Raw genomic sequence first — 11,933 nt, 5'->3', positions numbered from 1 at the left:
GCAGTCCGCGGCACATCATCACGACCGGCCGTGCGTGGCAAGACGGCGCGTCGGCCGACGCGGCCGGCGACGCGAGCCGGCGCGCGCTTTGCGGCGGCGTGGCGGCCGCGGCGTCCATGCGCCGCTGGCGCGCGGGAAGCGGCACGTCGCGCACGACCGGAATCGGCTCGACGCCGCCTTCGCGCGCGTTGCGCTGCGCGCTCGCGACCACGCGGCTCACGTAGCCGCTCGAGAAGCCCGTCGTGAAGTTGCCGCTGTAGTAGCACGACAGCGCCGCGCGCAACGCGGCCTGCGCGGGGCGGCCGGTGCCCGACGAGCGTGCGAAGCATTCGGTCAGGATCGCGCCGCCGGCCTGCAGGTTGCGGCATGGCTCGAACATCGTCGTTTCGTCGAGCCCGTATTTCGCGAAATTGCGGTCGTTCACCTGCGCGAGACCGACGCTGTAGCTGAAGCCGCGTGCGGCGAGCTCGCGCACCGTCGCGCGCGCCTCGTCGAGCGACGCCGGCTGGCGTGTCAGGTGGCCGCCGACCACGCCGATCGCATACGGGTTGAAGCCCGATTCGGTGCGCACGAGCGCGGCGAGCGTGTCCGGGTCGACGTTGGGCGCGCATGCGCGCGCGAGCTGCGCGAAGCCGGCCGCGCTGCCGGCCGCGTGCGCGCTGCGCGGCTCGCCGCCGCCGAGCGCGAGCGTCAGCGCGGCCAGCACGCCGACGAACGCCTGCATTGCCCGGAAGCCGCGCGCGCTCATCCGGCCCCCGCGACGCGATACGACAGCACGAGCCCGTGCACGAGCAGCGACCAGCCGTCGAGCGCGACGAACAGCAGCAGCTTGAACGGCACCGAGATCGTCGTCGGCGCGATCATCTGCATCCCGAGCGCGAGCAGGATGTTCGCGACCAGCAGGTCGACGACGATGAACACGATGTAGATCACGAAGCCGATCTGGAACGCCTTCGTCAGCTCGGCGAGCGTGAAGCTCGGCACCAGCACGAGCAGGTCGTCGTCCTTGATCGCGTCCGCGCGGTTCTTCGGCCACACCGACGTCGCGGTGCGCACGAAGAACTCGCGGTCGCGCTGCCGCGTGTGCGATACGAGGAATTCCTTGATCGGCGGCAGCGCGGCGTCGGCGAGCGCGCCGACGTCGGCCGTCGACAATTGGCCGGACGCGTCGAAGTGGCGCGCCTGCAGCGCGTCGCGGATCGACATCCCGACCGGCGCCATGATGAACAGCGACAGGATCAGCGCGATGCCGTTCAGCACCAGGTTCGGCGGCACCTGCTGGATGCCGAGCGCCGAACGCAGCAGCCCGAGCACGACGACGAGCTTCGTGTAGCTGGTCACCATCAGCGCCGCGAACGGCGCGATGCCGAGCGCGGCGATCACCGCGATCAGCGCGACCGGATTCGGCAGGTTGCCCATCGCTCAGCGCTCGCGCGGCGCGGGCTGCGTGAGCGTGACGACGCGCACGCCGAGCTTCTGGCCGACCGCGATCAGATGGCCGGTGCCGATCAGCATCCCGTTCGCGACGAGATGGATCACGCTCTGGTTGATCCCCTGCTGCAGTTCGATCACCGCGCCGGGCTGCAGCGCGCTGAGTTCGCCGAGCGGCATCGACGTCGGCGGCAGCTCGAAGCGCAGATCGACCGCGAGGCCGTCGAGCGCGCGCGGCGCGTCGGCCGGCGGCGCGTCGTGCGCGGTCGCGGGCGGGGTGTCGGTGCGGGTCGGTTCCAAAGGCATCTCCCTGATTCGTTCGACGGTCAGCCGGTTGCCGGACGGCCGCCCGGTGATCTCCCACGCCGGCACGGCCGGCACGCGCGCGACGCACAGCAGGTTCTGCTCGTGCGCGCGCCAGCGTTCGATCGCGATGATGTCGCCGGCGACGACGTCGGCCAGCTCGGCCGTCGTCAGCTCGGTGCGGCCGATCTCGAACGCGAGCGGCACGGGCAGGTTCGCGTATGCGGCACGCGCGTCCGGGTCCGGCGACGCGGCCGGCGCGGTCGCGAAGAACACCGCGAGCGCGTCCGGCGCATCGAACAGCAGCGCGCCGTGGCAGCGCCACGCGCCGTCGCCGCGGCGCAGCTCGAAGCGCAGCGCGGCCGGCGTCGCACGCCACGCGGGCGCGGTCGCGGGCGGCGGCAGCAACTCGACGCGCTGCCGGGTCGCCGCCTGCAGCACGGCCGCGAGCGGCGCGGCCAGATCGGCGAGCAATGCCGCGCGGATCACGGCCGGCACGGCCGGGTCCGCCGCATCGCCGAGCCATTCGGTTTCCGCGAGCGGGTCGATCCACAGCGTGCCGGCCGCCGGGCCGACGACGAAGCGGTACGCGTGCGCATCGGCGGCCGGCTCGGCGTCGACGCGCCAGCGCACGTCGTACGCGTGCTCGCCGAGCGTGATCTGCAGCGGGGCCGTCGCGCAGTACGCATGCGACAGCCCGCGCGCGGCGGCGGCGGACAGGCGCGGCAGATGCGGCGACGCGTCGAGCGCGACCGCTGCCGCCGGTGCGGCGGCACGCGGCGCGGCAGCGGCGGGCGCGGCCCGATTCGCGGCGTCGCCGGCGTCGGCATTCGTCAGGAACAGCGCAGGCACGGCGGGATCAGGGCGATTCGGCGTTGGATTGACGGTTGTTGTGGCCGGCGGCGCCGTGGGCGCGCGGCTGCTGCGTCGATTGTAGGGACGCGGCCGGCCGCGTGCGGCGCCGGAATCCGTAGTCGCGCGTCGCGCGCCGGCGTGCGGACGATTGCGCGCTACGAAGTGTGACGAAGGGGCGGGCAGCGCTATGAGAGGGCGGCGCTCCGGCAGTGGGTAAGCGGGTAAGTGGGTAGGCGGGCAAGCGGGCAAGCAGGCAAGCAGGCGGACCGGCGACAGGCGACAGGCGACAGGCGACAGGTGACAGGCGACAGGCGACAGGCGACAGGCGACAGGCGACAGGCGAGCAGGCGAGCAGGCGAACAGGCGAACAGGCGAACAGGCGAACAGGCGGCGGGTACGCGTGGTGTGGCGGGCGTAGCAGGCGGAAGCCGGCAGCTCCAAAGCACCGTGTGCATGCGTCCGGCGAAATGAAACGCCGCCCGAAGGCGGCGTCGTCTCACGACCGGCATCGCGGCCCGCGGCGGCCGGCGCCGCACGTGCGGCGCACGGCGGCCGTTTACAGGCGCTCGGCGGTCAGCGCGGCGTGCGGCACGGCCGCGCGCACGAGCGGCGACGCCTCGTGACGTTCCGCGTGCGTCATCGCCGCGCCGAACAGCACGAGCCGGTAGCCGACCGCATAGATCGGGATGATCCGCAGATTCTTGTCGTGATCGAGCTGCAGCTTCGAGCGGATGCGCGAGATGTGCGTGTCGAGCGTGCGCGACGATACGCCGAGTTCGCGGCCCCACACGGCCTCCTGGATCGCCTGCCGCGTGACGACCTTGTTCATGTTGTCCAGCAGGTATTCGACGACGTCGAATTCGCGCGGCGTGACGTCGACGGGCTTGCCGTCGATCTCGATCGTGCGGCGCACGAAGTTGATTTTTATGTTGTCGATATAGAGATATTTGCAATCCATGGTGGCCCTCGCATGTCCTGTCAGGAATGTTGCGAACCATGTACTGCAACTTCCGGGCCATCGTGCGGCCGTCGAGCGGGGGCGGAGCGGTGCAGTCGCCACGGCTGAGCGACCGCGTTGAATCTAAAAGAATTTTTAACGGGACGCGTGTGCGGGCGGCGCCGGCGGGGCGGCCGGGATGAAGGATTGTTACGTAGCGTGCCGGCGGAACGTTACGGGCGTTACGGCCGGCGTAACGCGGCTTTCGCTGCCGCGCGTCGCCGCAAGCCGAACCGGCGCGGGACGGCGCGAACCGGCGCGAACCGGCGCGAACCGACGCGGACCGGCACGGACGGCACGGACCGCACGGACCGCACGGACCGACGCCTACGCGGCGCGCACGGCATCGTCACGCGCCGGCCGCGGCACGTGTCCGTGCCCCGGCCGGCGTTCCCGCACGCGTCAGGCCTTCGCGGTCTCGCGCGAATCGAACGGCAGCACGTAGTGCCGCTTGCCGGTCGCCGCGAAGATCGCGTTCGCGACCGCCGGCCCGATCGGCGCGACCCCCGGCTCGCCGACGCCGGTCGGCGCGTCGGCCGACGGCACGATGTGCACCTCGACCTTCGGCATCTCGGCCATGCGCAGCACGTGGTAGCCGTCGAAGTTGCGCTGCTCGACCTGGCCGTCCTTCAGCGTGATCGCGCTGTGCAGCGCCGCGCCGAGGCCGAAGCCGATCCCGCCTTCCATCTGCGCGGCGACGATGTCGGGATTGATCGCGATCCCGCAGTCGACCGCGCACACCACGCGCTCGACCTTCACGTTGCCGTCCGCGTCGACGGACACCTCGGCCACCTGCGCGACGTAGCTCTTGAACGCCTCGGCGACCGCGATCCCGCGTCCGCGGCCCTTCGGCAGCGGCTTCGCCGGATCCCAGCCGGCCTTCTGCGCGGCGAGATCCAGCACCGCGCGCATGCGCGGCTCCTTCGCGAGCAGGTCGCGGCGGAACGCGTACGGATCCTTGCCGGCCGCGTGCGCGGCTTCGTCGATGAACGCCTCGACTGCATACGCGGTGTGCGAGCTGCCGACCACGCGCCACCACAGCACCGGCACGCCGACCTTCGTGGTCGTCAGCTCGACCGACACGTTCGGCACCGCATACGGCAGGTTCGCCGCGCCTTCGACCGACGTCGCGTCGATCCCGTTCTTCACCATCACCTTCTCGAACGGCGTGCCGGCGAGGATCGACTGGCCGACGATCCGGTGACGCCAGCCGACGAGCCGGCCGTCCGCGGTCAGGCCCGCGTCGAGCTTGTGGAAGTACATCGGCCGATAGAAGCCGCCCTGGATGTCGTCCTCGCGCGTCCATTGCAGCTTGACCGGCTTGCCGTCCGCGCCGAGCGCCTTCGCGATCGACACGGCCTCGACCACGTAGTCGGACCACGCGTTCGCACGCCGGCCGAAGCTGCCGCCCGCGTACAGCGTGTGGATCTGCACCTGCTCGGGCTTGAGCCCCGCGACCTGCGCGGCGTTGGCCTGGTCGACGGTCTGGAACTGGTCGCCGGCCCAGATCTCGCAGCGCTGCGGCGTCAGCCGGACGACCGCGTCGAGCGGCTCCATCGGCGCGTGCGCGAGATACGGGAACTCGTACGTCGCGCTGACCTTGCGCGCGGCGCCGGCGATCGCCGCGTCGGCGTCGCCGTCCTTGCGCGCGGACGTGCCCGGCCGCTCGGCGAGCTGCCGGTATTCGCGCATGATCTCGTCCGAGCTGCGCTTTTCCGCGTGCGTGTCGTCCCATTCGACCTTCAGCGCGTCGCGGCCCTGCTTCGCGGTCCAGAAGCCGTTCGCGACCACGGCGACGCCGTGCGGCACCTGCACGACCGCGACCACGCCCGGCACCGCCTTCGCGGCCGTCGCGTCGAACGACTTGACGGTCGCGCCGAAGCGCGGCGGCCGCTGCAGCAGCGCGACGCGCATGCCGGGAAACGCGGTGTCGAGCGTGAAATGCGCGGTGCCGTCCGATTTCGGCGCGGCGTCGACACGCGGAATCCGCCGGCCGATCAGCTTGAAGTCGGCCGGCTGCTTCAGCGTGACCTTGTCCGGCACCGGCAGCTTCGACGCATCGGCGACCAGCGTGCCGTACGCGGCCGTCCTGCCGGTTTTCGCGTGCGTGACGACGCCGTCGGCGGTCGTCAGCTCGCCGGCCGGCACGTTCCAGCGCGCGGCCGCGGCCGACACGAGCATCGCGCGCGCCTTGCCGCCGGCTTCGCGCAGCTGCTGCCACGAGTTCGACATCGCCGAGCTGCCGCCCGTGCCCTGCATCGTGCCGAACGCGAGGTTCGCGTAGCGCTTCGCGTCGGCCGGCGCGCTTTCGACGCGCACGCTCGACCAGTCGGCGTCCAGTTCTTCGGCGACGATCGTCGCGATGCCCGTATACGCGCCCTGGCCCATCTCGACGTGCTTCGCGATGACCGTGACCGCGCCGTCGGGCGTGATCCGCAGGAATGCATTCGGCGCGAAACCGGCGCCGCTCGCGGTCGCGGCCGCCGCGCGGCGGCCGAGGCCGGCCCAGTCGAAGCCGATCGTCAGGCTGACGGCGGCCGCGGCGCCGGCCGCTTTCAGGAACGTGCGGCGCGACGGTCGCACCGAGTCGGGATTGTCGAGTTCGATCGTCATGGTCACGCTCCGAGCGTCGCGGCGGCGTCGTGGATCGCCGCGCGGATCCGCGCGTACGTCGCGCAGCGGCACAGGTTGCCGTTCATCGCGGCGTCGATGTCCGCGTCGGTCGGCTTCGGGTTCTGTTCGAGCAGCGCGGTCGCCGACATGATCTGGCCGGACTGGCAGTAGCCGCATTGCGGCACCTGCAGCTTGACCCAGGCGGCCTGCACGGCCTTCGCGGGCTTGCTTTGCAGCCCCTCGATCGTCGTGACGTGCTTGCCTGCGATGCCGGCGAGCGGCAACACGCACGAGCGCACGGCCTGGCCTTCGAGATGGACGGTGCACGCGCCGCACTGCGCCATGCCGCAGCCGAATTTCGTGCCGGTCAGCCCCGCGTGCTCGCGAATCGCCCAGAGGACGGGCATCGACGGATCGGCGTCCAGCGTGACGCTCTTGCCGTTCAGGACAAACGTGGTGGGCATTTGTATGTCTCCGTGGGGAAAGCCCGGCGCGGGCCGGGGTTGGGGCCTGTCCACGCCGATAGCGGGCTTGCGCCGGCTGCCGGAAGGGTTCAGCGCAACGATTGCGACACGGCGAATGCCGGACGGATTCGCAACGAGCGCGACGCGGCGATCGGCCGTTCCGGCGGCGAGCCCCGCGAATGTCTTCTTTCAAACGGGGGAACGCATCTTTGCACGCGAATTGCGGCGTCGGACGCCGGTTGTCGGCTCGAACGGTGCTCCGCCGGCCTTGCACGACGCGTGCAAGGACGCGTTCGCAAGCCCGCTATCGGCGTGAACAGGCCCTTGCGAGTGTGCGCGAGCGCGCCGGTTTTTCGTCTACACAATCCTGCAAATTTCTTGAACGATCCTGCAAATCCCGGGCGCGTCGCGCGCGGTTTCGCTATGCTCGCGCGACAGGAAACGTATCGAGGATCCCGTCATGGACATGACCGATATCGTCGCGTCGCGCGAATCCGGGCGGCGCGAGCTGGCGTCGCTGATCAGCCGCTTCGCGCCGGCGGACGGCTCGCACGCGACCGCGGTGCCGGCGCTGATGCTGCACCGGCACACGCGCCCGGTCGATCTCGGCTGCGCGGTGTCGCGGGCGGCGCTGGTGATCGCCGCGCAGGGCGCAAAGCGCGTGATCGTCGCCGGCAATGCGTACGAATACGGCGCGCACAATTGCCTGATTACGTCGATCGACTTGCCGATCCTGTCGCGCGTCACGCAGGCGTCGCCGGACGAGCCTTACCTTTGCCTGTCGCTGACGCTCGATCTGCAGCGGATCGTCGAACTCGCGGCCGAGATGCGGCTGCCGGAGCCGGACGCGGGCCCGGAAGGCGAGGGGATCGCGCTCACCGAGCTGACGCCGCCGCTGCTCGACGCCGCGCTGCGGCTGCTGCGGCTGCTCGACACGCCGGCCGACATTCCGGTGATCGCGCCGTTGATCGAGAAGGAGGTGCTGTACCGGCTGATGACGAGCGGGCAGGGCTCGCGGCTGCGGCACATGGCCGTGGCCGGCAGCCGGACGCACCGGATCGCGCGCGCGATCGAATGGATCCGCAATCACTATGCGGAGCCGATGCGCGTGGAGACGCTCGCGCAGGCGGTCAACATGAGCGTGTCGTCGCTGCATCACCACTTCAAGCACGTGACGACGCTGAGCCCGCTGCAGTACCAGAAGCAGTTGCGGCTGCACGAGGCGCGCCGGCTGCTGCTGCAGCAGGGCGGCGACGTCGGCTCGGTGGCCGCGACGGTCGGTTACGAAAGTCCGTCGCAATTCAGCCGCGAATACAGCCGGCTGTTCGGCGCGCCGCCGATGCGCGACGTCGTCCATTTGAGGAAGAAGGAACTGCTCGGCTGACGTCGCCGCGCGTGGGCGTGCCAGCCGGCGCAGGGACGTTCGGGCGCATCGTGCCGATCGCGCAGTGCGTCCGGCCGAGCGCAGGCGATACGCGCGTTGCGACGGCGAGATTCGCGTCGCCATGGCTTCGCAAGCGTGTCGATTGCGCGTTCGAATGTCGCGATCCGACGCGGACAGGAACAATCCGGCTCCGGCGAGACGGTTATTCGAAAAGAAATGCCGATGCCGGTATTGCGACGATCGACTGGCGATTCTGAATCGATGATTCGTCGTCGCATATGCCGCCGGCATCGGAATTACGCCGATCGGTGCGGAAGTTTTTCTTTGTCCGATTCGTGTCAGGATTCGTGATCGCGTCGGTATTTTCAAGAATGAATCAATTGCGGATCGAGTGCCGCGATAGATCAAGCCGCGTAAACGTTGCGATGTCCGCGGCGCCGGATGCTTGTCGGGCACCCTCATGGCGCGATTCGATCGTCATTCGCCGCGCATCGAATGCACTGCGCAGCGTCGCGCGATGCGCGCCGCGCAAGACGATGCCGACGCACCTCTCAGGTTTGAAACGCTCGTTCGCACATGCGCGCCGCGCAGGTCCGGCAGCGCGGTTCGACCGTGCGGTCGGATTGCATCGCGGCCCTCAATGATTGCGGTCCATGTGCCGCGGTTGCCGCGATACATTCCTGAAACAAAAAATGCGATTCCCGACGGCGCGTGCGGCTGCCGCGCAGGTACGGCCTGGGCAACCGCCGGTGGAGCAACGCGTGGCACGCCGTTTGCATTATTGACTGCATCGGTGAGCCGGTCGGCGTGACAACGACGCGCAGACGGCCGGCTCGTCAATAAGCCAGTCGGGGATGCGGCGATGAAGACCATAGGCAGTAGCTGGATGCGCGCGTTGATCGCGCGACCGTGGGGAGATCGAGACGATCGGGGCGGTGTTCGCAACGGCGTGCCGACGTCGCGCGTACCTGTTTGCCGGTGTCATGGCATCCGCGCGCCGCGCGTGCCGGAACGGCGGCCGCTGCGCGCGGCCATCGAGCGACCGTGTCGCACGCCTTCATTCAGTTCACCCCGATCGAATATGCGAGTCGTGCCGGGCGTTGCGGCGTCGATGCGTTTTTCGCCGTGCGCCGCAGTGCCGATTGCACCCGGCAAGCGCTGACGCCGGCCGGCCCGGACCACATTCAATCGACAACCGACGTAAAAACATGTCGCGTAATTGCGATACAGGCTCGTTATCGCCGAAATAAACACGAATCGATAGGTCCTGAATTTTTCCGGACGATATATCCGTATTTTTAAATTGGCGGAATGGGGGCATTTTGCGAATAAATCCGGAATCGCGTGTGTGCAATTCCGGGGGAATGGAATTGCGCGCTGTCGAACGAATTTCGATTGTTCGGTAAATGTGTGAAAAGAAGCATTCAATCGAACAGTTAAGAGGAAATGGCGGAAATCCGAATGCCGGCCATTCTCAGCGGTAATGAAAGGAAACACGAAATGCCGAATCGGCTTTCCAAAAGATAGTGATCCTCGTTTACCGGATCGCTCAGGCAGGCAGATCGATGGCGTGCGGTCTGCGTTGCTCATTTCGTCCACGCCGTTATGGAGTCGACCATGAAGAAGCTTCTGATTGCAGCAGCAGTTCTGGCGGTTTCGGGTGCAGCGTTCGCAGCGAGCGGCACGGTGTCGAACAGCAACTCGTCGAGCGGCGGTTTCACGTCGGCGGGCGTGGTCGGATTCGGCCACTTCACTGCGACGGACTCCGGCGCGGCGCTCGGCGCGGCCGGCGCAACGGCCGGCTACGGCAGCAGCGGCTCGATGTCGTACACGACCCACACCAACACGTCGTCGGTCGGCGGCTTCGGCTTCGGCGGCGCGCAGGCGAACGGCTCGAGCGGCGCGAATGCCGGCGCGACGGGCTGGACGATGTATCGCCGCTGAGCCGCCGCGCATAGCGTTCGTCATTGGCTGGCGGCACGGTGTCGGGCTCCGCGCGTCGGCAGCCCGGCGCCGTGACCGCCCAACTTCCTCACAGCAAGGAATTGCGATGAAAGCCAACGTCATATTTGCGACAGCGCTCGCCGCCGTTTCGTCCGCCGTATGGGCGGCCGGTTCGACGACCAACCAGACGCAGTCCGTTGCAGCAGGCGTGTCCGGTTCGGTGCTCGTCGGTGCCGGCAGCTATACGAGCAACTCGAATTCGGTGGCCGGCGCGAATGCAGGCAGCACCGTCACGCCCACCGGTTCGACCGGCACGGCATCCGCGTATCACGACTCGACGTCGACGGCCAGCGGCTGGGGCTCGAACGGCGGCGCATTCGCGGCGGGCGGCGGTATCGGTGCCGCGGGCGCGTACGCCGGCAACAGCCGCACGAACGCGAATGCCGATGCGCTGTCGGGAGGCGTGACCGCCACGATCGTACTCGGCGCGAACCGCTACACGGCAACCGGAGCGATCGACAAGGGCAACGCGAACGCGGGCGCCGGTGCCGGCTCGTGGCCCGGCGGCTCGGGCACGTTCGCGGGCTCGAATCACTACAACGGGTCGACCGTGTGGAGTACCGGCCCGGCCGGGTCGCCGTCCGCGTCGGGCGGCAGCCAGGCCGGTTCGGGTGCGAACGCAGGCAGCCACTAGTCGCGTGGGGGGACCGGCTTCCCCGCGATGCTGGTCTCTTTCCCCGCGTCGTTGTCACCGTAAGGAGTTGGCATGAAGCAGAAACAGATTGCCGCCGCTCTGATGCTCGCGTCTCTGACGGCATATGGCGCCGACCGTGCTGCCGACGACGTGCAATCGAATTCGCAGACGTCAAACAACCCTACCCAGACGACCAGACCGTCACAACAACAAACGCTTTCGTCGGGCAGTGCCATCGGCGGACCGGTTTCCCAGCAGTGGCCGGGAATGGCGGGCAGCTCGTGGTCCCAGCTGGGCAGCGGCTGGAAGCAGTTCGGGGAAGCCGGAAAAACTGAAGGAATTCAGGGGAATTAGTACGGTTGCCTGGGTCGGAGGTCAAACCTCGTCCGGAGAGTGAAATGAACAGCAACAAGATCAAGGTGGCATGCGCGGCGCTGTTCGCGATGACCACGATCGGTGCCCACGCGCAAACCGCGGACGCGGGCTCGAGCTCACAGTCCTCGTCCTCGTCGACGGCAATCAGCCAGGGCGGCGGTTCGAGCATGAACACGAACGTCACCAGCTCTCGCGGCGGCAATGCGACGAGTTCGAGCACGAGCGGCGTACGCGGCAGCGGCAATTCGAACGTGCAGGTCAACGTGACGATGCCGTCGTCGACGAGCGGCGGCTCGAACGTGACGCCGCAGGGCGTCAACCAGCTCGCGTCCGCCGGCGCGCCGGGCACGAGCCCGTACAACACGCAGGCAACCGAACGCGTCGAATACTCGGGCACGCAGACGATCAAGACGAATCCGTCGATCCAGGCGCCGGGCCTCACGACCACGCTGTCCGACACCTGCATGGGTTCGGTGAGCGTCGGCGTGTCGTTCCCCGGTTTCGGCGCGACCGGCGGCACGACGCTCGTCGATCAGGCGTGCGTGCGCCGGCTCGATGCGCGCGAATTCCGCGCGATGGGCCTCACCGACGTCGCGCTCGCGCTGCTCTGTCAGAGCGACGCGAACCGGCGTGCGGTCGAGGCGACCGGACATCTGTGCCCGGGCACGACCGCGCCGCTCGCGCGTTCGAACGTCGCGCCGAGCGTCGAAGCGACCGTCGCCGACGACGTCAAGTATCGCGATCCGCTCGTACGCAGCCGCATGGGGCTGCCGCCACTCGACGCGGCCGCGCCGGCGCCAGCGCAGCCGCGTCCGGTGGCAACCGCAGCCGTGCAGGCCGCGCCGATGCCGGTGCCAGTGCCGACGCCGGCGG

At 69.1% G+C, this 11,933-nt stretch carries 11 protein-coding genes and 1 pseudogene; 5 read left to right on the top strand and 7 right to left on the bottom strand.

Annotated elements, in window-relative coordinates; all coding sequences use genetic code 11:
• The 6 genes from BUB20358_RS26850 to BUB20358_RS26825 form a co-directional block, all read right to left on the bottom strand.
• A partial coding sequence (locus BUB20358_RS26850) for a lytic transglycosylase domain-containing protein (RefSeq protein WP_174905151.1) occupies window positions 1-748 on the bottom strand: 748 nt, incomplete at its 3' end.
• Window positions 745-1,419, bottom strand: a complete 675-nt coding sequence (gene sctR, locus BUB20358_RS26845; RefSeq protein WP_035974386.1) for a type III secretion system export apparatus subunit SctR — start codon at window positions 1,417-1,419, stop codon at window positions 745-747. The genes sctR and BUB20358_RS26850, both read right to left, overlap by 4 nt.
• Before the next feature lie 3 nt (window positions 1,420-1,422).
• A complete protein-coding gene (gene sctQ, locus BUB20358_RS26840) occupies window positions 1,423-2,586 on the bottom strand; it encodes a type III secretion system cytoplasmic ring protein SctQ (protein WP_035974384.1) in 1,164 nt (387 codons plus the stop codon).
• Between the two features lie 559 nt (window positions 2,587-3,145).
• Window positions 3,146-3,547, bottom strand: a complete 402-nt coding sequence (locus tag BUB20358_RS26835) for a winged helix-turn-helix domain-containing protein (RefSeq protein WP_006766229.1) — start codon at window positions 3,545-3,547, stop codon at window positions 3,146-3,148.
• A 441-nt stretch (window positions 3,548-3,988) separates the two neighbouring features.
• Window positions 3,989-6,199, bottom strand: coding sequence for a xanthine dehydrogenase family protein molybdopterin-binding subunit (locus BUB20358_RS26830; RefSeq protein WP_006766228.1), 2,211 nt, complete (start codon window positions 6,197-6,199; stop codon window positions 3,989-3,991).
• A gap of 2 nt (window positions 6,200-6,201) precedes the next feature.
• Entirely contained in the window at window positions 6,202-6,663 is a 462-nt protein-coding gene (locus tag BUB20358_RS26825) for a (2Fe-2S)-binding protein (RefSeq protein WP_006766227.1), read from the bottom strand.
• 460 nt (window positions 6,664-7,123) lie between these two features.
• On the opposite strand from BUB20358_RS26825, the gene BUB20358_RS26820 reads away from it, so the two are divergent.
• The gene (locus tag BUB20358_RS26820; RefSeq protein WP_006766226.1) at window positions 7,124-8,047 is read left to right on the top strand and encodes an AraC family transcriptional regulator; all 924 of its coding nucleotides are present in this window, start codon (window positions 7,124-7,126) and stop codon (window positions 8,045-8,047) included.
• A gap of 981 nt (window positions 8,048-9,028) precedes the next feature.
• On the opposite strand, the gene BUB20358_RS26815 is transcribed toward BUB20358_RS26820, so the two are convergent.
• Window positions 9,029-9,637, bottom strand: coding sequence for a hypothetical protein (locus BUB20358_RS26815; RefSeq protein ID WP_158380434.1), 609 nt, complete (start codon window positions 9,635-9,637; stop codon window positions 9,029-9,031).
• 27 nt (window positions 9,638-9,664) lie between these two features.
• Between BUB20358_RS26815 and BUB20358_RS26810 the strand changes: the two genes are divergently transcribed.
• The 4 genes and pseudogenes from BUB20358_RS26810 to BUB20358_RS26795 all read left to right on the top strand — a co-directional run.
• The gene (locus BUB20358_RS26810; protein ID WP_035975341.1) at window positions 9,665-9,991 is read left to right on the top strand and encodes a hypothetical protein; all 327 of its coding nucleotides are present in this window, start codon (window positions 9,665-9,667) and stop codon (window positions 9,989-9,991) included.
• Between the two features lie 106 nt (window positions 9,992-10,097).
• Window positions 10,098-10,685: a hypothetical protein gene (locus BUB20358_RS26805; protein WP_006766224.1), complete on the top strand. Its 588-nt coding sequence runs from the start codon at window positions 10,098-10,100 to the stop codon at window positions 10,683-10,685.
• 72 nt (window positions 10,686-10,757) lie between these two features.
• Entirely contained in the window at window positions 10,758-11,039 is a 282-nt protein-coding gene (locus BUB20358_RS26800; RefSeq protein WP_006766223.1) for a hypothetical protein, read from the top strand.
• A 44-nt stretch (window positions 11,040-11,083) separates the two neighbouring features.
• Window positions 11,084-11,933 (top strand): annotated as a pseudogene (locus BUB20358_RS26795) (chemotaxis protein CheA); the annotation flags it as partial.

Origin of the sequence: Burkholderia dolosa (assembly GCF_902499135.1) — a bacterium.
In the GTDB taxonomy this organism is placed as follows: domain Bacteria; phylum Pseudomonadota; class Gammaproteobacteria; order Burkholderiales; family Burkholderiaceae; genus Burkholderia; species Burkholderia dolosa.
Note: the sequence above shows the minus strand (reverse complement) of the source record. Positions and strands in the feature narration are given on the sequence as shown.